At 69.1% G+C, this 20,585-nt stretch carries 21 protein-coding genes and 1 tRNA gene; 13 read left to right on the top strand and 9 right to left on the bottom strand.

Annotated features, from left to right (window positions below; genetic code table 11):
- Positions 1–203 precede the first annotated feature (203 nt).
- Positions 204–276 (top strand) — tRNA-Asp (locus tag J2753_RS01905).
- A 204-nt stretch (positions 277–480) separates the two neighbouring features.
- On the opposite strand, the gene J2753_RS01900 is transcribed toward J2753_RS01905, so the two are convergent.
- Positions 481–2,031, bottom strand: coding sequence for an alpha,alpha-trehalose-phosphate synthase (UDP-forming) (locus J2753_RS01900; protein ID WP_209489917.1), 1,551 nt, complete (start codon positions 2,029–2,031; stop codon positions 481–483).
- A gap of 173 nt (positions 2,032–2,204) precedes the next feature.
- On the opposite strand from J2753_RS01900, the gene folP reads away from it, so the two are divergent.
- Entirely contained in the window at positions 2,205–3,419 is a 1,215-nt protein-coding gene (gene folP / locus J2753_RS01895; protein WP_209489915.1) for a dihydropteroate synthase, read from the top strand.
- A 7-nt stretch (positions 3,420–3,426) separates the two neighbouring features.
- Here folP and J2753_RS01890 read toward each other — a convergent pair whose 3' ends face one another.
- Positions 3,427–3,693 carry a hypothetical protein gene (locus tag J2753_RS01890; RefSeq protein ID WP_209489913.1) on the bottom strand — a complete coding sequence of 89 codons (267 nt, stop codon included), beginning with the start codon at positions 3,691–3,693 and terminating at the stop codon, positions 3,427–3,429.
- Positions 3,680–4,816, bottom strand: a complete 1,137-nt coding sequence (locus tag J2753_RS01885) for an ATP-binding protein (RefSeq protein ID WP_209489911.1) — start codon at positions 4,814–4,816, stop codon at positions 3,680–3,682. The genes J2753_RS01890 and J2753_RS01885 overlap by 14 nt, the downstream gene beginning before the upstream one ends.
- A gap of 74 nt (positions 4,817–4,890) precedes the next feature.
- Between J2753_RS01885 and J2753_RS01880 the strand changes: the two genes are divergently transcribed.
- The gene (locus J2753_RS01880) at positions 4,891–5,361 is read left to right on the top strand and encodes a DUF7382 domain-containing protein (RefSeq protein WP_209489909.1); all 471 of its coding nucleotides are present in this window, start codon (positions 4,891–4,893) and stop codon (positions 5,359–5,361) included.
- 130 nt (positions 5,362–5,491) lie between these two features.
- Here J2753_RS01880 and J2753_RS01875 read toward each other — a convergent pair whose 3' ends face one another.
- The 3 genes from J2753_RS01875 to J2753_RS01865 form a co-directional block, all read right to left on the bottom strand.
- The gene (locus J2753_RS01875; RefSeq protein WP_209489907.1) at positions 5,492–6,307 is read right to left on the bottom strand and encodes a protein-L-isoaspartate O-methyltransferase family protein; all 816 of its coding nucleotides are present in this window, start codon (positions 6,305–6,307) and stop codon (positions 5,492–5,494) included.
- Between the two features lie 88 nt (positions 6,308–6,395).
- Entirely contained in the window at positions 6,396–7,322 is a 927-nt protein-coding gene (locus J2753_RS01870; protein WP_209489905.1) for a methyltransferase domain-containing protein, read from the bottom strand.
- A 54-nt stretch (positions 7,323–7,376) separates the two neighbouring features.
- A complete protein-coding gene (locus J2753_RS01865) occupies positions 7,377–8,006 on the bottom strand; it encodes a protein-L-isoaspartate(D-aspartate) O-methyltransferase (protein ID WP_209489903.1) in 630 nt (209 codons plus the stop codon).
- A gap of 84 nt (positions 8,007–8,090) precedes the next feature.
- On the opposite strand from J2753_RS01865, the gene J2753_RS01860 reads away from it, so the two are divergent.
- From J2753_RS01860 to ppsA, 4 genes are all read left to right on the top strand, one after another.
- On the top strand, positions 8,091–9,236 hold the full coding sequence (locus J2753_RS01860; protein ID WP_209489901.1) for a DHH family phosphoesterase: 1,146 nt from the start codon (positions 8,091–8,093) through the stop codon (positions 9,234–9,236).
- A 103-nt stretch (positions 9,237–9,339) separates the two neighbouring features.
- A complete protein-coding gene (locus J2753_RS01855; RefSeq protein ID WP_209489899.1) occupies positions 9,340–10,440 on the top strand; it encodes an aldo/keto reductase in 1,101 nt (366 codons plus the stop codon).
- A gap of 48 nt (positions 10,441–10,488) precedes the next feature.
- Positions 10,489–10,749 (top strand): hypothetical protein, encoded by a 261-nt coding sequence (locus J2753_RS01850; RefSeq protein ID WP_209489897.1) that lies wholly within the window; start codon positions 10,489–10,491, stop codon positions 10,747–10,749.
- 60 nt (positions 10,750–10,809) lie between these two features.
- Positions 10,810–13,125, top strand: a complete 2,316-nt coding sequence (gene ppsA, locus J2753_RS01845; protein ID WP_209489895.1) for a pyruvate, water dikinase — start codon at positions 10,810–10,812, stop codon at positions 13,123–13,125.
- A 40-nt stretch (positions 13,126–13,165) separates the two neighbouring features.
- Here the strand turns inward: ppsA and J2753_RS01840 are convergent, their stop codons facing one another.
- Positions 13,166–13,471 carry a putative quinol monooxygenase gene (locus J2753_RS01840; RefSeq protein WP_209489893.1) on the bottom strand — a complete coding sequence of 102 codons (306 nt, stop codon included), beginning with the start codon at positions 13,469–13,471 and terminating at the stop codon, positions 13,166–13,168.
- A gap of 116 nt (positions 13,472–13,587) precedes the next feature.
- Here J2753_RS01840 and nikR point away from each other — a divergent pair, with 116 nt between their 5' ends.
- On the top strand, positions 13,588–14,070 hold the full coding sequence (gene nikR / locus J2753_RS01835) for a nickel-responsive transcriptional regulator NikR (protein ID WP_209489890.1): 483 nt from the start codon (positions 13,588–13,590) through the stop codon (positions 14,068–14,070).
- Between the two features lie 13 nt (positions 14,071–14,083).
- Here nikR and J2753_RS01830 read toward each other — a convergent pair whose 3' ends face one another.
- The gene (locus tag J2753_RS01830) at positions 14,084–14,266 is read right to left on the bottom strand and encodes a hypothetical protein (protein WP_209489888.1); all 183 of its coding nucleotides are present in this window, start codon (positions 14,264–14,266) and stop codon (positions 14,084–14,086) included.
- On the opposite strand from J2753_RS01830, the gene J2753_RS01825 reads away from it, so the two are divergent.
- On the top strand, positions 14,247–15,593 hold the full coding sequence (locus J2753_RS01825; protein WP_245334410.1) for a hypothetical protein: 1,347 nt from the start codon (positions 14,247–14,249) through the stop codon (positions 15,591–15,593). The two genes, J2753_RS01830 and J2753_RS01825, sit on opposite strands and share 20 nt — an antisense overlap.
- Before the next feature lie 57 nt (positions 15,594–15,650).
- Positions 15,651–16,370 carry a DsbA family oxidoreductase gene (locus tag J2753_RS01820; protein ID WP_209489886.1) on the top strand — a complete coding sequence of 240 codons (720 nt, stop codon included), beginning with the start codon at positions 15,651–15,653 and terminating at the stop codon, positions 16,368–16,370.
- 191 nt (positions 16,371–16,561) lie between these two features.
- Here J2753_RS01820 and J2753_RS01815 read toward each other — a convergent pair whose 3' ends face one another.
- Complete coding sequence (locus J2753_RS01815) at positions 16,562–16,903, bottom strand: hypothetical protein (RefSeq protein WP_209489884.1); 342 nt, start codon at positions 16,901–16,903, stop codon at positions 16,562–16,564.
- A gap of 119 nt (positions 16,904–17,022) precedes the next feature.
- Between J2753_RS01815 and J2753_RS01810 the strand changes: the two genes are divergently transcribed.
- The 3 genes from J2753_RS01810 (at position 17,023) to J2753_RS01800 (ending at position 20,585) form a co-directional block, all read left to right on the top strand.
- Positions 17,023–17,280, top strand: a complete 258-nt coding sequence (locus J2753_RS01810; RefSeq protein ID WP_209489882.1) for a hypothetical protein — start codon at positions 17,023–17,025, stop codon at positions 17,278–17,280.
- A 94-nt stretch (positions 17,281–17,374) separates the two neighbouring features.
- Entirely contained in the window at positions 17,375–20,116 is a 2,742-nt protein-coding gene (mutS, locus tag J2753_RS01805) for a DNA mismatch repair protein MutS (protein ID WP_209489880.1), read from the top strand.
- 85 nt (positions 20,117–20,201) lie between these two features.
- Positions 20,202–20,585 carry an NUDIX domain-containing protein gene (locus J2753_RS01800; protein ID WP_209489877.1) on the top strand — a complete coding sequence of 128 codons (384 nt, stop codon included), beginning with the start codon at positions 20,202–20,204 and terminating at the stop codon, positions 20,583–20,585.

Genomic DNA, 20,585 nt, shown 5'->3' with positions numbered 1-20,585 from the left:
GAATCGGTCACGAGATACTACGGCCGTATTTTATCCGGCGGCATATAACGCTTGCTAATGTAGGTTGCGCGTGCGCGAGCGGTTGACGCACGCGACGGCGCTGATTCGGCACGGGTTCGCCTCCCACGGCGACGATGGATAACAAGCCTTATTTACACGACGGCAATACGATTGAGTGCAGCAAGGCAGCAGCGTGAAAGCGTGCCCGGATGGTGTAGTGGCCCATCATACAACCCTGTCACGGTTGTGACGCGGGTTCAAATCCCGCTCCGGGCGTTTTCTACTGGACTCAACTGGTGAGCGAGAAGCTTGCTTCGAGCGAACCCGAGTCCAGCGAAACGGTCACGAGGGTTTGAACCCAGAGGACGAGCATCGCGATTTCTCGCGGTTCAAATCCCGCTCCGGGCGTTTCTTCGGACCGCTAATCGACGAGTCACCCCCCTCCAAACCCACTAATCGACCAGCCCCCGCCAAGCCGTCTCAGTCGTCGGCGACGACTCGCTCCCCGCCCGCTAGCACCCGTTTCTGTGCCGCCAGCCACGCGTCGATGTCCGTCGCTTCCACTGACGCCCGCATCGCCGACGCGCGCTCGCGGCGCTCGTTCGCGTCCATCTCCAGCGCCTCGCGGATCATCGACGCGAACCCTCCCACGTCGTAGGGGTTCACCGAGAGCGCCGCCGGACAGAGCGACTCGGCGGCGCCGACGAAGCGGCTGAGCACGAGCGCACCCGGCACCCTGTCGCGGGCAGGTGCCCCGTTGGCCTCCGGCGCGAGGCCGGCGGTCGGCGCCGGGCGACCCTGCGCCGCCGCGAACTCCTTCGCGACGAGGTTCATCCCGTCGCGTCGGGAGCTAACTACCGCAACATCGGCATGGCGGTAGAGTCCCGCCAGTTCGCGGTCGTCGATGTCCTCCTCGATGTAGATGGCGGGGGTCCAATCCTCGGTGCCGTAGGCGCGGTCGAGGTCGGCGATCCGGGCGCGCACCTCGTCGTAGTAGCGCCGGTAGGCCGGAATGCGCTCGCGGGTCCGGGTCCCCTTCTGGACGTAGGTAAACTCGCCCGCCAGCTCGGGGTTGGTCTCCAGCAGGTGCGAGAGCGCGTCGAGTCGCTCGACGATCCCTTTCGTGTAGTCGAGGCGGTCCACGCCCAGCACGACCGAGCGCTCCTCGCGCAGGTCGTAGCGCGCGACGACGCGCTCCCAGTAGTGCTCGGCGGCGTCGCTCGCGGCGTTCCGAGCTACGCGGTCGCCATCGACGCCGATGGGGGAGGCGTGCGTCTCGACCGTCCGGCCGTCGTAGCGGATCGCGCCCGCGTCGGTCACCGTCGCCTCGGGGACGAACCGCGCGACGCAGTCCCGGAAGTTCGCGGCGTAGCGCTCGAGGTGGAAGCCGACCGCGTCGTTGCCCAGCAGCCCCCGGAGGAGTTCGGTCGCCTGCGGGCAGATCTCGAAGAACTCAGCCGTTGGCCACGGGACGTGCCAGAACTGCACCAGCCGCGCGTCCGGCCGGGCCTCCCGGACGTACTGCGGCGCCAGCGCGAGGTGGTAGTCCTGAAACCAGACGACGTCCGGGTCCGCCTCGACGGCGCGCTCGGCGAACCGGCGGTTGGCCTCGCGGTAGGCGTCGGCGAACGCCGGATCGACGGTCACGGGGTCGGCTTCGAGGTGGCAGATCGGCCAGAGCACCTGATTGCTGTAGCCGTAGTAGTAGTTCTCGACCAGTCGCCGCGGGAGGTCGAGGCGGGAGAGCGTGTAGCCTGGGCGGTCGTCGTCTTCCCCCTCTTCGTCGGCCTCGACGGGTTCGGGTGGCATCTCGACCCGTCCATCGGGCGCCACTTGTGGGTCGAAGTCGGCGTCGCCGCTGCCCCACGCGACCCACGTGCCGCCCGTCTCGGCGACGACGCCGTCCAGCGCGCTCACGAGGCCACCGGTGGGGCGCTCGACGGTTGGCTCGCCGTCCACGTAGTCGTGGACGTACGGCTCGCGGTTCGAGACCACCACGAGCGACCGGTCGGCGAGGGCGTCGTCAGTCACGGCCGGGTGTGGTCGCCCGGTCCTGTTGAACCCATCGGGACCGGCATTCCCCGGCGGACCAACGCCGGTTTCAGCACACTTCCCCGGCGGACCAACGCCGGTTTCAGCACACTTCCCCGGCGGACCAACGCCGGTTTCAGCACACTTTACCCCGCGCCGGCGGACGGTGAACCATGAACCCGGTCGACATCGCCGGCCTCCCCGTCGGGGACGGCCACCCGCCCCGGATCATGGGCGTCCTGAACATGAGCGTCGAGTCGAACTACGACCCCAGCACGTGGGGCGACGTCGAGGGCGCCGTCGAGCACGCCGAACAGATGGCCGACAACGGCGCCGACATCATCGACGTGGGGCTCCAGTCCTCCAACCCGAAGAATCCGTGGCAGGCCGTCGACACCGAACTCGAACGCCTCGAACGCGCGCTGGAGGTCGTTGACGCGGCCGACTGCGACGCGGTCTGGTCCATCGAGACGCGCTACGCCGAAGTCGCCGACGCCGCGCTCGAGGGCGGATTCGACATGGTGAACGACGTCTGTGGCTTCGCGGACCCGGGGATGCCGGAGGTCTGTGCCGCCCACGACGCTGCCGTCGTGAAGATGGCCTCGCCGCCTGACATCCAGTCGCCCGGCCACCTGAAGTCCATCGACGACTGCTTCGCCGCACTCGAACGCGGCGGCTTCACCGAGAAGACGATCATCGATCCCGCCTTCGGCGGCTGGTACGACGAGAAGACCCACGCGGACAACTGGGAGATGTTCCGCCGGCTCCGGGAGTTCCGCGCGTTCGGCCGGCCGATGCTGACCGCAACCAATCGCGAGGACTTCCTCGGCGTCATCGCCGACCGCCCCGAGACCGAGGACCAACTGGCCGTCAGCCTCGCGGCGGCGACGATGGAGGTCGAGCGCGGCGCCGACATCATCCGCACCCACGACGTGCCCGAGACCGCTGACGTGGCCGCTGTCGCCGACTTCCTCGGCGACGGTGAGCCCGGATCCGACGAGGACGCCGATGCTGAAGTCGATGAACTCCCGGGCGTCGTCCCGCGGGAGGCCGAGCGAAACGTCGGCCTCCGTGGCCACAACGGCGTCGCACCCGGCGAGGCGACGACCCTGTCGTTCCACACTAGTGGCCTCGACGAGGCGACCCGCGAACGCCTCACGGATCTGGGCGCGGACCACGGCGTCCTCGTCGCTGCAGGCGGTGAGGAGCGTCCGGTCCCGGAGAAAGTCGAAGGCGGGCGCGGCGATAGCCCGGCCAGCGAGGGGACCTTCGTCGCCGGCACTGCGGCGGCGTTCGAGGATGCGCTTCCCGAAATCGCGGACCACGACGGTCTCGAAGCGCTCGCCGGGCAGATTCGCCGGACGCTCGCGCGAGAGCGACTCGCCTAATCGGACCCTAATCGCGGCGCATCAACAGGGTCGCGACGCTGATTCCGCCGAGTATAACCACCAGCAGCAGCGCGCCGGCACCGAGGATCACCAGCCAGTCGAGGATCCGGAACTCGATGACGGTGGCGACGAAAAACGCCAGCGCGAGCAGGAACAGGAGCAGTATCCCGACCCCGCGGACCGGGCGCTGTCGGACGGCCAGTGAGACCCGCTCGCGGACCGTCGGCGTGCCGTCGTCCCACGCTCGCCCGTCCCGTTCGTCAGGTCGACTCACACCCCAACGTTCGGCCGCTCGTACCTGTCGTTTTCCCTTCCGGCCCGCTCCCTTGCTCGCTTGCACGCGGCGTGTGGCCGCCGTGGGGGGTCTGTCGTTCTCGAATTCGGACGGTATGCGTCGACTCCGTCGCGTCGTCGACGAGCAGCGCCTCGCCACGGCCGGACGGGAGCCGGTCCTGGAGCGCCCCGGAGAGATACGTCGGACTCGCGGCCGCGAGCGCCTCGATATCGGCCTCGCTGGTGAGTCGGTGCGCGACAAGCAGATCTGCCTGCGAGGCCGCCACTGCTGGGAGCGCCGACGGACGCTGAGTCGCGAGCAGCAGCGACACTCCCGGCGCGCGTCCCCGAGTCAAGAGCGTCCGCAGTGCAGTACCAGCCACACCGTCCACCGCGATATGGGCCTCGTCAACGAACAGCCACGGCAACCGCGGCGGTGGATCGTCGCCGACGCGAGCGTCGTACAGCAGTCGCGCGACGCCCCCGACAACGGCGCTCGTCGGCGCGTCGTCGACCCCGGCGAGCGAGAGCAGGGTTACTTCAGGGCCGAACAGATCGGGAGTGGTGAGACCGTCCGGGTCGAAGACGCCCCACTCGCACGCTCTGCCGAGGTGGTTCCGTGCGGCGCGCTGGTGGGCCGGCGTCGCGTCGGCGTCTGCATCGCCATCCTCCAACTCACCGAGCATCCCCGTCAGCGTCGATGCCGCCGTCGCGGCCTCCCAGATCAGCGCACCCGGACCGCTCGCGGGATCGAAACCGACCAACTCCGGCCACTTCGCGGCGGGAACCGCGTCGGCCCGGATGGTGGGATCGTCGACGACCTGCGCCGGGATGGCTGCCGCGTCAGCATCCGACGCCGCCGCGAGCCCCGAAAACGCACCCATCGGATCGACGACCACGGGAGCGACGCCGCGTGCCCGGGCGGCCGCTTCAGCGAGCACGCCGAGGGTATGTGACTTCCCCGCCCCGCGTTTGCCGACAACGAGACCGGCGTGCGGTCGGTTGAGATCGACGCCGACAGGGGCGCCGACGCTCCCGTCCCGGGCGAGATACCGGCCGAGGCGGCCGGTCGGCGGCGCTTCTTCCTCCCCTTCGTCTCTCCTTTCGCGACCGATGACGTGCATGGGGTGTCTGGTCGCGCTATCCCCCTTGAACACTCGCCCGGCGCTTCAAGTAGGAAGACGGGGCCAGCGGACCCATGCTCGATCTGAGCCGACTTCGACGTACGGTCGCCGACCTCCGCGAGGACGAGCGAGCCATCGAGGGGCTGCCGGTCCGTCTGGTCGTCTCGCTGGTCGTCGGCGCCGCCTGTCTGAGCGTGATGCTGAACCTCGTCAACGGCGTTGGCGGCCTCGCGGCCTCTGAACTCGATGTCCGGCCGTCGCCCGAAGTAGTCGAGACGGGCCCGCAGAACCTCACGCTGCAGGTCGTCGACGCCGAGGGCGACCCCGTCTCGGGCGCGACGGTCGTCGTCGACGGCGGCACGGCCAGCGTCGACGGTGTCGCCACCGCGACGACCGGTCCGGACGGCAACGCGACTGTCTCCGTGGACCCACAACTCGCCGCGAATCAGGAGCAGGGAACGCTCACGCTCGACGTGAAGCCGCCGGCCGGGGAGCAGTTCGTCGACCGCCGGGAGAACAGCCACGTGCTGGTGGTTCGGGAGTGAGCCGGTCGAGAATTCGCGGGCCGGATTGGTCGACTTCGTCGGGGCCTGACGAGGGGGCGCTCCCGCGCTACCTGCTCGTCGGGCCGGCACTGGCGGGTGTCTCGCCCCGGCGCGTCGTCCGGGCGTCGCCCTACCGCCGGTCGCCGTAGTCGCCCCAGTCGGGGGCACCGGAGCTATCTCCGGCGGAGCGGCGGTCCCGACCGGAGAGCCGTTCGTCCCAGTCGAGCCACTCGTGCTCCCAGCCGGGACCCGCACCGCGCTCGGCGTGTTCGCGGTCCTCTCTCCGGGTGCGGTTCCGGGTGACGCCGGGCTGTTCGCCGTCGACCAGCAGCGGCGCGAACTGGACCGGCCCGCGTTCGTCGACGCGCCGGTAGCCGTCGGGCGCATCGTCGTCCGGGGTGACGGCGACGAGCGTCTGATCGGTGTTGCCCTTCGGGAACACGAGCCGTCCGCCGTCGGCCAACTGTTCGAGCAGCGCGTGCGGCGGTTCAACGACGGCGGCCTCGACCAGAATCCGGTCGTAGGGCGCGTACTCGGGGAGGCCGTCCGAGCCCTCGCGGCAGTTGACCAGTACCTCGCCGTAGCCGGCGGCCTCGAGGTTCGAGCGAGCGCGATACACCTGCGTCCGGGAGATGTCGAGGGCGTGGACGCGCCGGCCGCCGACCATCTCCGCGAGCACGGCGGCGGTGTAGCCGACGCCGACGCCGACGACGAGCACGTCGTCGCCGCCCCGGGCGTCGAGCGCGGTCAGCAGCCGGGCGACCGTGCCGGGCGCGAGCGCGACGGTGCCGTCGCTCGTCGACGGTCGGTTGTCGTAGGGGGCGTCCTCGACGAACTCGCGACGGGGGACCGTGCGCATCGCCGCACCGACGCCTTCCGGTAGCGGCCGGCCGAAGCTGTGTTCCAGCCCGTCGACCATGTCGTCCCGGAGCACCGCGGGATCCATACCTCCGGGTCGGAGATACGGCTATTTGAACTCAGCGGTGAGTACTGCGCCCGGCCTGCCCCGGCGACGGTCCCGGCCACGGCCCCAGCTACGTCTCTCGGCGTCCGGCGACGGCCTGGTACGGCGTGTCCGGCACGTCGCTCGTCTCGACCTCGACGAGGCCGGCGTCACCGAACCAGCCGGCCACCTCCGCCTCAGTGTACGGCCGCCCAGTCCCGGTCGCGAGCGCCGTCGCAGCCACTTCGGCGGTGGCGCTCGAGCGATCCTGGAGCGGTTCGACCAGCACCACGGTGCCACCCGGCGCGACAGCGCTGGCGGCCGCGGCCACCGTGAACCGGTTCTCGTCGACCGACTGGCGCCACGCGCTGTCGACAGCGATCACGAGGTCGAACGTCGCCGACACGTCGGCGAGACTGTCGCTCCGAAGGGTTACTGGCGTCCGGTCGACCAGCGGCGCAACCGCTTCGGCCTCGGCGGGCCCGTCGAGCAACGTCACGTCCGGCCCCCGGTCGGCTAACTCCCGGGCGTGCGGCCCGGGGCCGTCGGCGACCACCAGCACGCGCTCCGCGTCGGGGTTGGCTGCCAGCGCGGCGTCGACGGTGGCCTCGACGACCCGGTCGTCCAGCGCCTCGACGGCGCCGAGTCGGTGCCGGATACGCTCGTCCGGACCGATTGGCGCGACCCCGCTCTCTATCGTCCGCGGGAGCTCCGCGACGGCGCCGAAGCGGTCCAGTTCCGCCGGGATCCGGCCGATAGAGCGGAGGTCGCGGGTGGCCAGCAGTCCCAGCGCGCGGTTCGTCGGCTCGACGGCGTCGCCGACGCGCCGCAGGAAGCCCGTCTGGACCAGCGCGTTGGCGATGACGGTGGCCGCGCGCTCGGTGACATCCGCGGCGTCGGCGGCCTCGCTCGTGCCACCCTCGCCGCGGAGCAGCGCTGCCAGCAGTCCGGTCTCGCGGGCCGCCCACAGCAGCGCGAGTGTTGGGGTGTCGAGGTCGATGTCTCCAGCCGTCGGCATCACTCGTCCCGTAGGTGCATCCCGGCAAAGCCGTTGGGGTCCGCGGCAGCCACGCTACCCGCCCTGCATCGGCACGAACCGCACGCCGGCGAACGTCTCGCGGTCGGTCCCGCCGCTCTCTTGCACCGTGAGCAGGACCAGTTCCTGCATCACGTTCCCGACCGGTGCGAGGATCCGGCCGCCCTCCCGGGTCTGCTCGATGATCGGATCGGGGATTTCCTCGGCCGCGCAGGTGAGGTAGGCGGCATCGTAGGGCGCGTGCTCGGCCCAGCCCTCGTGGCCGTCGCCGGTCCGGACGCCGATGTCGTATCCCAGTCGATCCAGGGTTTCGCGGGCCTGCTCGGCCAATTCGGGGACGTACTCGACGGAGTAGACGTTCCCGTCGCCCACCACCTCGGCGGTGACGGCGGCGTGGTAGCCACAGCCAGTGCCGATCTCGAGCACCTCCTCGCCGGCTTCGAGATCGAGGCGCTCGACCATCACGGCCACCATGTGCGGTGCCGAGACGGTCTGGCCCTCGCCGATGGGGAGCGGGCGATCCGCGTAAGCATCGTCGCGCCGGCCTTCGGGCACGAACTCGTGGCGGGGGACGGCCCGGATCGCTTCCGCGGTGGACTCGCGCTCGATGGCCCCGCGGTCCCTGAGCCGTTCGACCAGCCGCTCGCGGCGCTGTTCGTACTCCATGGTGGCGTGTCCGGCGGGCACTGACAAAGGCGGTTCGGCGGCCGTGCCGAAACTACTTCCCGCGGGGGGCGGACAGGGACAGGTATGCAGACCGCCGGCTACGCGGATGCGTTCGCGCGTGCCGAGCGGTTCGCCCGCGAGAACCCCGAACTCGTCGTTGCGGCCGGGGCGCTGGTCATCATCACCATCGTCGGCGCGCTGGCGCTGCTGCGCTACCGCCGCCCGGTCGGCGTCCGGTTCAAGCAGGCGTTGGAGGACCGCGACCATGTCGCGGTGCTGATGCACCCGGACCCGGACCCGGACGCGATGGCCGCCGCCGTCGGCGTCGGCCACCTCGCCGAACAGGTCGGCTGCGAGGCGACGCTGCAGTTCACGGGCCAGATCCGCCATCAGGAGAACCGCGCGTTCAGGAACGTCCTCGACCTCGACATCCAGGGGATCGACCACGTCTCGGAGTTGGCGGCCGAGTCGGTCGTCCTCGTCGACCACAACCAACCCCGCGGCTTCGAGGGCGCCGATGGGGTACTCCCGTTCGCCGTCGTCGACCATCACCCCGGCGAGGGGACCGGCGAGGAGTTCACCGACGTGCGGACCGACTACGGCGCGTCGGCCAGCATCGTCGCGGAGTACTTCTCGGACGTTGGCGGCAAGCCCGTCCCGCCGGACGTCCACGAGAGCGAGGTCAACGCCCGATTCACCCTCCCCTCCCGGGAGTGTACGGGGCTGCTCTACGGGATCCTCGCGGACACCCGACACCTCACCAGTGGCGCCTCGTCGGCCGACTTCTCGGCGGCGGCGTCGCTCGCGCCCGGCGTCGACGAGGACTCGCTCGACCGCATCGCGAACCCGCAGGTCAGCGGCGAGACACTGGACGTGAAGGCCCGCGCCATCGCCGGCCGGCAGGTCGAGGGCTCCTTTGCGGTCAGCGACGTGGGGACGCTCTCGAACGCCGACGCCATCCCGCAGGCCGCGGACGAACTCATCACGCTGGAGGGGATCACCGCCGTCGTCGTCGTCGGCGAGCGCGAGGGCACGGTCCACCTCTCCGGGCGCTCCCGGGACGACCGGGTCCACATGGGCCGCGCGCTCGAGAACGCCGTCGAGGGCGTGCCCGACGCCGGCGCCGGCGGCCACGCCCGCATGGGCGGCGGCCAACTCCCGGCCGACGAGGAGCCCTCCCGTGAGGCGCTGATCGAGTCGATATTCGACAGCCTCGAAGGCGACGTGTAGCCGGCGACCCGGGCGGCGGAGCGGGCGACGACATCCCGGTATCGACGCCCGCCCGAGCGTCGGAACGGCAGCCATATCCGGACCCGGCCGCTTCTCCCGACCAATGGCGACCCACGACGCGACGTGGCGCTACCGTGACCGTTTCGGCGACCGCTATGGCCGCACCTACTTCCGGCGGTTCGGCCCGGGCGTTGTCTCCTCCATCGGCGCCGGAAGCTACCGGGGCGCACCCACCGTAGCCGTCGACGAGCGTCACCACGATGCCCTCGTGACCGCGCTGGAGAACGGCTGCAACGTCCTGGACACGGCACCCGACTACCGCTGTGGCCGCGCCGAACGCGTCGTCGGCGACGCGCTCGCGGCCGCGGCGGTGGACCGGGAAGCGGTTGCGCTGGCCACCAAGGGCGGTTTCGTCCCGTTCGACGGCGAGCGCCCGCCTGACCCGTCGGCGTACGTCCGCGAGCAGTTCATCGAGACGGGCCTCGTCGACCCGGCGGATCTCGCGCGCGGCAGCCACGCGATGACGCCCGACTTTCTGGACGCGATGCTCGACCGCTCGCTCGACGCGCTGGGGGTCGATTCGGTCGACTGCTACTACGTCCACAACCCCGAGACACAGTTGGAGGCCCGCTCCCGGGAGGACGTGTACGACCAACTCCGGGACGCGTTCGAGTATCTGGAGGGACAGATCGACGCCGGCCGGATCGGCCGCTACGGCGTGGCGTCGTGGGAGGCGTTCCGCGTGCCCGAAGACCACGACCAGCATCTCTCGCTTTCGCGGGTGCTTGCGTGTGCAGAGTCTGCGGGGAAGGCAGCCGGGGGGGATCCCGATGAGCACGGCCTCGAGGCGCTCCAACTGCCGTTCAACGTCCACATGGCCGACGCGTTCACGGCAGCCCACCACGCGGATCCCGAGAGCGGCGAGGCCGTGAGCGCGCTGGAGTTCGCCCACCGCGAGGGGCTCTCGGTAGCCGCGAGTTCGGCGCTGATGGGTGGCGATCTGGTCGGGGGGATCCCCGAGGAGATCGCGGCGGAGTTGGCTGGTGACAGCCCCGCCCAGCGAGCGATCAACTTCGCGCGCTCGGCGCCCGCGGTGGTGACGGCGCTGGTGGGGATGGGTCGCCCCAGCCACGTCCGGGAGGATCTGGCGGCCGGGACGTTCGACCCGCTCGGCGCGTCGGCGTTCGACGCGGTGTTCGAGTGACGTGCCCCACCCGAACGGCTTTTCCCCGCGTGTTCGTTATGCGATGGCATGACTGACGCCGACGCCGAGGAGTCGAACCGGGAGATCCAACTGATCGAGAACGAGGGTGGCTGGTGGACCGTCGTCGACTCCGAGCGCGGCGCCGTCGGCGACGCGCCGACGAAGGCGGCGGGGTTGACCCTGATGGAGCAGGTCATCGACGATATCGACGACAGCATCATCCCCGATGTCGAACCCGAGGAGCCGATGGAGGACGACCGGCCCGAGAAGTTCCCGCCCCATCCCTCCGAGCTCGAAGACTCCGAGTAGCTACCCGAATCCTCTAAGGGTCCGGAACCTTCTTTAGAGCTTCACCGGCATCTTCACTCGATGGGAGTACTCTGGCTCGACGACGTTCGCGCCGCGGACCTGGAGACGGTCGGCGGAAAGGGGGCATCCCTCGGTGAACTCACCGGGGCCGGGCTTCCGGTACCGCCGGGATTCGTGGTCACGGCGGGGACGTATCGGGCGTTCATCGAGGAGGCGGGCATCGACGAGGAACTGTTCGGGGCGATGGACGTGGACCCCGAGGACTCCGCCGCGCTCAAGGGGGCCTCGGAGCGGGCACACGAACTCATCCTCGAGACACCGTTCCCCGAGGAGGTACGGGAGGAGATCCTCGCGGCCTACGAGGAGTTGGGCGAGGACACGTTCGTCGCCGTGCGGTCGTCGGCGACCGCGGAGGATCTGCCGGACGCATCGTTCGCGGGGCAGCAGGAGACGTTCCTCAACGTACAGGGCGAGAAACTCCTTGAGCGCGTCAAGGAGTGCTGGGCGTCGCTGTTCTCCCAGCGCGCCATCTACTACCGCGAGCGCAAGGACTTCCCGCACGACATCGTCGACATCGCTGTCGTCGTCCAGGAGATGGTCGATGCCGACAAGTCCGGCGTGATGTTCACGTCCCACCCCTCGACGGGTGAGCCGCGACTCATCATCGAGGCCGCGTGGGGGCTGGGCGAGGCGGTCGTCTCGGGGACTGTCTCCCCGGACAACTACGTCTACGACCGCACGACCGACGCCGTCGAGGAGGTGACGGTCGCCGACAAGAAGGTCAAGATGATCAAGGACCCCGAGACCGGCGAGACCGTCGAGGAGCCGGTCGACCCCGACCGCCGGAACACGCGGGTGCTCTCGGACGACGAGATCGAGGAACTGGTCGAACTCGGCGAACTCGTGGAGGACCACTACGACACGCCCCAGGACGTGGAGTGGGCCATCGTCGACACGGAGGCGTCGGACGACGCCTCTAGCGACGCGGCGCAGCCGGGGAGTGGCGAGGTGTACATGCTCCAGTCCCGACCGATTACCACTATCGACGACGGTGACGACGCCGAACTCGCGGAGGAACGCGAGACCGAGGGCGAGGAGTCCGGCGAGGTGCTGATCCGCGGCCTCGGCGCCTCGCCCGGGGTCGTCTCCGGCGAGGTCCGCGTCGTCACGGAGCTCGATCAGCTCGACAAAGTCGACGACGGTGACGTGCTCGTCACCGAGATGACGATGCCGGACATGGTGCCCGCGATGAAGCGCGCGGCGGGCATCGTCACCGACGAGGGCGGGATGACCAGCCACGCGGCGATTGTCTCCCGCGAACTCGGCGTGCCGGCGGTCGTCGGCACGGGCAGCGGCTCCCGAGAGCTCGTCGACGGCCAGGCCGTCACCATCGACGGCGACCGCGGCACCGTCATCGAGGGCCGCACCGAGCCGTCCGAGCCCGAACACGAGCCAGTCGAGGAGGTTCGGCCCAAGACGCCGGTCAAACCCATGACCGCGACCGAGGTGAAGGTCAACGTCTCCATCCCCGAGGCCGCCGAGCGCGCGGCCGCGACCGGCGCCGACGGCGTGGGGCTGCTCCGGATGGAGCACATGGTGCTGACCCTGGGCAAGACCCCCGAGCGCTACATCGAGGACGAGGGCGCCGAGGCGTATCAGGACCAGTTGGTCGACGGGATTCAGGGCGTCGCCGAGGAGTTCTACCCCCGGCCCGTGCGCGTCCGCACGCTCGACGCCCCGACCGACGAGTTCCGCTCGATGAAGGGCGGCGAGGACGAACCGACCGAACACAACCCGATGCTCGGCTGGCGGGGCATCCGCCGGAGTCTGAACAAGCCCGAGGTGTTCCAGCACGAACTCGCGGCGTTCCGGAAGCTGTACGACATGGGCTACGACAACGTCGAGCTCATGCTGCCGCTCGTCAACGACGCCGAGGACGTGATTCAGGCCAAGAACCTGATGCAGGAGGCCGGCATCGACACGGAGAAGCGCAACTGGGGCGTCATGATCGAGACACCCGCCAGCGCGCTGATGGTCGAGGAGATGGCCGAGCAGGGCATCGACTTCGCCTCCTTCGGCACCAACGACCTGACCCAGTACACGCTGGCGGTCGACCGCAACAACGAGCACGTCGCCGACCGGTTCGACGAACTCCACCCGGCGGTGCTCGAACTGATCACGGAGACCATCGAGACCTGCCGCGAACACGACGTCGACACGTCGATCTGTGGGCAGGCCGGCTCCAAGCCGGAGATGGTCGACTTCCTCGTCGAGGAGGGGATTTCCAGCATCTCGGCGAACATCGACGCCGTCCGCGACGTTCAACACGAGGTCAAGCGCGTGGAACAGCAGTTGATCCTCGACTCGGTCCGCTAACGCCGCGGCACCCTTTTCGAAAAACAGTCCGCTGACCGACTCAGATTTCGAGTTCGGTTCGGTCGCTCACGTCGAAGCGCACGACTTCTGGCTCGCCAGCCAGCAGGTCGGGCAGTTCTGCCTCGAACGCCTCGAAGTGCTCGCTCTCGCTGTGGGCGGCGAAGGCGTCCTCGTCCTCGTACACCTCGGTAAAGCGCAGGACGTTGGGGTCCTGTACGTCCGTGTTGGCCTCGTAGTCGATTACGCCAGCCTCCTGCTGGGTGGCGTCGACGAGGTCGCTCGCGCGCTCGAGTGCTTCCTCACGCTGTTCGGGGTCGATCGGGAAGGTTGCGTGGACGACGATCATCAGGCCATGGTTGTCCCGGAGCCGAAATACGCCTTGGGCGGAAATGCGCGCCCCGCGTCAGGCTGGCCATCCGGGAGTTGCTAAGGATTATTAACTCGCAGCCTCTATGTTGCTACATGACCGTCGTCAGCGTCTCGATGCCCGAGGAACTGCTCGAACGCATCGACAGCTTCTCCGAGGAACACGGCTACACGGGCCGGAGCGAGGTCGTTCGCGAGGCCGCCCGGAACCTGCTCGGGGAGTTCGAGGACCGCCGGCTGGAAGACCGCGACCTGATGGCTGTGGTCACCGTGCTGTTCGAGTACGAGACCACGACCGTCGAGGAGCGCATGATGCAGTTGCGCCACGAACACGAGGGGCTCGTCGCCTCGAACTTCCACTCCCACGTCGGCGAGCACCACTGCATGGAGCTATTCGTGCTGGAAGGAACCCTCGAGGACGTGTCGGCGTTCGTCGGCAAGATCCGGGCCACCCGCGATACGCTCACTGTCGACTACTCCGTCACGCCCGTCGACGGCTTCGACCCCGCGTCGGGGCTCGGGCCGCTCACCGGCGGCGAGGCTGAAGAGACCGACGACGGCGCCGGCCACGACCACTGAGCGGCCGGCCCGCTCAGAGCCAGCCGTCGTCAACGACCTCGACCAGTTTCGAGTCCGCGGCGCGCCAGTCGCCGCTCGCGCGCTCGTCGAGCGCCCGCGCCCGCTTGATTTCGGGCACGTCCTGCGCTTCGGCGCGGCGAGTACGCTTTTCGGCCTCGCGGGCCAACGACGAGTGAATGACCGAACGCGTGCTCATCATGGGCGCGACCGGCCGGGACTTCCACGACTTCAACACCGCCTACCGGGGGCGTGAGGACGCCCGCGTCGTCGCGTTCACCGCGGCGCCGGGCCAGAACCTCGGCGAGACGCAGGCGGGCGGCCACGACCGCTACCCGCCCGAACTCGCGGGTGAGAGCTACCCCGAGGGGATCCCGATCTACCCCGAGCCCGAACTGGAGGACCTGATCCACGAGAAGAGCGTCGACACCGTCGTCTTCTCCTACTCCGATGTCAGCCACGAGAACGTGATGCACGCCGGCTCCCGGGCGCTCGCCGCCGGCGCGGACTTCGAGATCCGCGGGCCCGAGACGGCGATGCTCGACGCCTCGGTACCCGTCATCGCCGTCGACGCCGTCCGGACCGGCTGTGGGAAGTCCCAAGTCACCCGGGCGCTGGCCGACGAACTCCAGTCCCGGGGCGTCGAGCCGGTCATCGTCCGCGAGCCGATGCCGTACGGCGACCTGGTCGAGGGACGCGTCCGGCGCTTCGAGACGATGGCGGATCTGGACGAGGCGGGCGTCACCATCGAGGAACGCGAGGAGTACGAACAGCAGATCGAGCGCGATCACGTCGTCTACGCCGGCGTCGACTACGGGGAGGTGATCGAGCAGGCCGCTGCCGAGGCCGACGTGCTGCTCTGGGACGGCGGCAACAACGAACTCCCGTTCGTCGACCCGGATCTCCATATCGTGCTCTGTGACCCGCTCCGGCCGGGTGACGAGACGAGCTACCACCCCGGCGAGGCGAACCTCCGGATGGCCGACTACGCGCTCCTGAACAAGGAGAACAGCGCCGAGCAGGCGGATATCGACTGGGTCGTCGAGAACGTCCAGCAGGTCAACCCCGACGCCGAAATCCTGCACTCCGACTCGGTGGTGAGCGTCGAGGACCCGGATGCCGTCGAGGGCGCGGAGGTGCTAGTCGTCGAGGACGGGCCGACGGTCACCCACGGCGACGCGAGCACCGGCGCGGGCACCGTCGCCGCGGAGAAGTACGGCGCCGCGGAGCGAGTCAACCCCGAACCGCACGCGGTGGGGAGCGTCGCCGACACGCTCGACGCCTACCCCCACCTCGACCGCGTGCTGCCGGCGATGGGTTACAGCGACCAGCAGGTCGCGGATCTAGAGGCGACCATCGAGAACGCCGACCCGGACCTCGTGCTCGCGGGCACGCCCCACGACCTCTCGCGGGTCGTCGACGTGGACGTGCCGGTGGTCCGGGTGCGCTACCACGTCGAGCCGAAGAACTTCGCCTTTGCGGGCCTGTTGGGCCGTCACGCCGACGAACTCGGCCTCGGGCGCTAGCGCCTCGGACGCCACTACCCCGGAGCTTTTCCGCTCGCATCGCTTCGAATGCTGTATATGTCCGACTCCGACGGCGTCGTCGAGACCGACGACGCGTCCGACGCCGCGACCGACGAGGTCGTCGTGTTCAGCGACTACGTCTGTCCGTTCTGTCGACTCGGCCGTGCCTCGCTGGCGCAGTACCGCGAGGGCCGCGACGACCCGCTCGACGTCGAGTGGCACCCGTTCGACCTGCGTGGCTACCGCCGCGACGAGAACCGCGAGATCCAGGAGGAGGTCGACAACGGGAAAGACGAGGAGTACTTCGACCGCGTCCGCGAGAACGTCGAGCGCCTCAGCGAGCAGTACGGCGTCTCTGCCGACATCGACGAGGTGCCCGACACCGACTCCTGGGCGGCCCAGCAGGCGGCGTTCTACGTCCGCGAGGAGCATCCCGAACAGTTCACCGCGTTCGACGACGCGCTGTTCGAGGCCTACTGGGACGACTACCGCGACATCGGCGACGTCGACGTCATCGCCGACGTTGCCGAATCGCTTGGCGATTCGGCAGGCAACCAGAACGCTTCGCGTTCTGGTGACGTGGCCGAGGATGTCGGCCTCGATGCCGAGGAGATCCGCGAGGCCGCGACCGACGAGGAGTGGGCCGACCGCCTCGAGGCGCAGTTCGAGGAGGCCCGCGACCGCGGCGTGACTGGCGTGCCGACGTTCGCCGCCGACGGGCACGCCGCCCGCGGCGCCGTCCCGCCGGAGCAGCTCGAGCGGCTGATCGAGGGCTGATCGGTCCGCTTCCCACGAAGCACTTATAGTTAGACTCCGTTCGACCCGCTGTCGCGATGTCGCCCCGGGCGGGGTAGGGGCCTTCCGGGACGACACGCGACGATGCGCGCATCGTCGTGGCCGGCCAGACGTGGCCGTTCACCCACGACGGTTTATCCGAATGGCTGAACAGCCAACGACAGCATTCGCTGTTACTTGCCTTCCCCGCTTGCTTCGTCGGCGAGAAGCTCTTTCGCCCGCTCGTATCCCACGTCGTCGACTAATTCTTCGATGTCGGCGAGTCGTGCTTGCCGGCGCGCTTGGCGAGCTTTCTCCGCCATCTCAGCGATCGCGTCGGCGGCCTGTTGTGCCGTCCCCACGTCCGGCTTGATCGTTGGTGCCGACTGGCCGAACCGGCCGTTGTCTTGGTAGTAACACATACGGACCTCGTAGCTATCGGAGCTCGTCTCATGTACTGCTTGCACTTCTGCACGACCCTCTTCCTCGCCCCACTGATCGACGACTTCCCGATCGATGACCTCGTACTCTGCCATTACAGTTCTCTCTGTGCTCCTCTCTGAAGTGATTTGTGGTAAATAACTCTAATTTCCACTAATCAAGTGGAATCCTTCCGGTACAGTTATACGTGTTGTATCCAACTACTCGGATAGAGATGACAACCGATCTGGCCGAGTGGGAATTCCGAACCGATGAGCCGGACTGGGTTAACCTACCATCCGGCGTCAGCCGTCACGTCGGCGTCGTGCAGGACGATGGCGGGGAGAAAGTCTACTACAAGGCGCTGATGGAGATGGATCGTGGAACGCACCGATGGTGGGTGTGGGAACGTGAGGGAGGACGAATGCAGTACGGCCCCGAATTCCCCCCCGAGATATCGGAGATGCTCCTCGCCTATCTCCGAGAACAGTAGGTGAGAGACGAATTCGGCTAGAACGCTATTTTTCCGGTGCTCGTCACGCCCGGGACCCGCAGGGCTTTAGCCGCCGACCCGCCGAGGGAGTCCCATGTCGCAGGGAATCGTGGAGGAGTTCCTCTCTCTGAAGGCCGAGACCGACGCGGATCTGCTGATGATGCAGTGTGGCGACTTCTACGAACTGTTCGCCGACGACGCGGAAGTCGTCGCCGACGAACTCGATCTGACGGTCTCCCAGAAGTCCTCCCACGGCTCCTCCTACCCGATGGCGGGCGTCCCGCTCTCGGAGCTCACCCCCTACCTCACCGCGCTGGTCGAGCGCGGCTACCGCGTGGCCGTCGCCGACCAGTTCGACGCCGACGACGGCTCGAAGTACCGCGAAATCACCCGACTCGCCTCGCCCGGCACGCTCGTCGAGACCACCGACGACGACGCGCAGTATCTCGCCGCCGTCGTCGAAGGCGACGCGGCAGGAGGAGCCGCGTCGAATGAAGGAAAACCCGGCGTGTACGGCCTCGCGTTCGCGGACATCACCACCGGCCGCTTCTTCGTGACGGCCGTCGACGACGCCGACGCCGCGAGCGCCGAACTCTACCGCTTCGCCCCGACCGAACTCCTCCCCGGGCCCGGCGTCCGGAACGACGACGCGCTGCTCTCGCTGCTGCGCGAACGCCTCGACGCCACCCACACGCTCCGGCCGAGCGACGAGTTCGGGCCGGGCCGCGCGCGCCACCGCGTCCGCGAGCGGTTCGGCGAATCCACCCTCGAAAGCATCGGGCTCGATGACGACTCGCCCGCCGTACAGGCCGCCGGCGCCGTCCTCGCGTACGTCGAGGAGACCGGCCTCGGCGTCTCGGCGGCGATGACCCGGCTCCAGCGTTATCAGCCGGACGACCACCTCGATCTGGACGCCACGACCCAGCGGAACCTCGAACTGGTCGAAACGATGCAGGGCGGCAGCGACGGCTCGCTGTTCGACACCGTCGACGCCACCGTCTCCTCGCCCGGCCGACGGCTGCTCCGGGAGTGGCTCACCCGGCCCCGCCGGGACCGCGACCTGCTCGCGCGCCGCCACGACGCCGTGGAAGCACTCGCGAGCGCGGCGCTCGCCCGTGAGGCCATTCGGGACTGTCTCGACGACGCCTACGACCTCGAACGGCTCGCCTCCCGTGCGGCCTCCGGATCCGCCGACGCCGGCGACCTGCTCTCGGTGAAGCACACGCTCGGCGTGCTGCCGGCGCTCGGCGACGCCATCGACGGCACGCCGCTTTCGAACTCGCCGCTTCCTGAGGTTCTCGAAAAGCCGGACCGAGAAGCCGCCGCCAGCCTGCGCGCGGAACTGGACGAGGCGCTCCGGGACGACCCGCCCAAGACCGTCACGCAGGGCGGCATCTTCCGGGAGGGCTACGACCCCGAACTGGACGAACTCATCGAGCGCCACGAGGAACTGGAGCGGTTCCTCGACACGCTCGCCGACCGCGAGAAACGGGAGTACGGGCTCTCACACGTTACCGTCGACCGGAACAAGACCGACGGCTACTACATTCAGGTCGGCAGGAGCGTCGCCGATCAGGTGCCCGAACACTACCGCGAGGTGAAGACGCTCAAGAACTCCAAACGGTTCGTTACCGAGGAACTCGAGGAGAAGGAACGCGAGATCATGCGCGTCGAGGAGGCCCGCGGCGAACTGGAGTACGAACTGTTCGAGGACCTCCGCGAGCGCGTGGCCACGCACGCCGAACTCCTGCAGGACGCCGGCCGCGCCATCGCGGAGGTCGACGCGCTGGCCTCGCTGGCGGACCACGCTGCGCGCAACGACTGGACCCGGCCGGAACTCACCGACGGCGACGCGCTCCACGTCGAAGCAGGCCGGCACCCCGTCGTCGAGACCACCACCGAGTTCGTCCCGAACGACCTCCATCTCGACCGCGACCGGCGCTTCCTGATCGTCACGGGCCCGAACATGAGCGGGAAGTCGACGTACATGCGGCAGGCTGCGCTGATCACGCTACTCGCGCAGGCCGGGAGCTTCGTCCCCGCCAGAGCCGCCGAGGTCGGCCTCGTCGACGGCATCTACACCCGCGTCGGCGCGCTGGACGAACTCGCACAGGGACGCTCGACGTTCATGGTCGAGATGCAGGAGCTGAGCAACATCCTCCACTCGGCGACGGAGGACTCGCTCGTCATTTTGGACGAGGTGGGCCGCGGGACGGCGACCTACGACGGCATCAGTATCGCGTGGGCGGCCACGGAGTACCTCCATAACGAGGTTCGAGCCAAGACGCTCTTCGCGACCCACTACCACGAACTCACGACGCTCGCGGACCACCTCGAGGGCGTCGCGAACGTCCACGTCGCCGTCGACGGCGAACCGGGCGGCGACGACGACGTGACGTTCCTCCGGACCGTCCGCGACGGCCCGACCGACCGCTCCTACGGGATCCACGTCGCGGATCTCGCGGGCGTGCCCGGCCCCGTGGTCGACCGCGCGGGCGACGTGCTCGACCGCCTGCGCGAGGACAAAGCAATCGAGGCTCGCGGCTCGGGTGGCGGCGCAGGCGACGAGACGAAGCAGGCCGTTTTCGACCTGAGTTCGGGACGCTTCGAGGGCGGCGGGACGGGGCAGTCGGGCGACTCCGGCGGCGGCGCTGGCCCACAGACGGGCGCGACGGCTGTCGCCGACGGCGACGGCGGCCACGCCGACGAGACGCCCGACATCGACCCCGAGACCGAGGCGGTCCTCGACGAACTCGACGAGACCAGCGTCGCCGAGATGTCGCCCATCGAACTGATGCAGCGCGTCGAGGAGTGGCAGTCCCGGCTGGAGGACTGAGCGGCCGGCCGAGCGCATCGTTCTTTGGCACGCGGTGTGTGAGTCAGCGCATGCACGCACAGCGAGCCGACGCGGGGGGTCGGACGTGAGCCAGCAGTTCGCCGTCACCCAGAAGGCGGTGCTGCTCGGGCCGAACGACCGCCTGCTGCTGCTCGAGAACGACGACGGCGTCTGGGAGCTCCCCGGCGGACAGCTCCGAGTGGGCGAGGAGCCCGTTGCGGGGCTGAAGCGGGCGATTCGGGAGACCACCGGGCTCGACACCGACGTGGCCGGGCCGGTGCTCAACACCGCCTGGGAGGTGGGCGATCAGGGGGCGTTCGCCTCGATCTATCGCACTCACAGCCCGACCGAACAGGCGACCCTGGCCGGCGACCACGTCCGGGCGGTCTGGGTCGCCCCCGAGGCGGCCGTCGAGCGGGACCTGAACAGCACGCAGAAGCGCGCGATCAAGCGGGCGGGGCTACTCTGA

The organism is Halolamina salifodinae (genome assembly GCF_017874235.1).
GTDB classification, from domain to species: Archaea; Halobacteriota; Halobacteria; order Halobacteriales; family Haloferacaceae; genus Halolamina; species Halolamina salifodinae.
The sequence above is the reverse complement of the archived record's forward strand: the minus strand, read 5'-3'. Positions and strand labels throughout refer to the sequence as shown.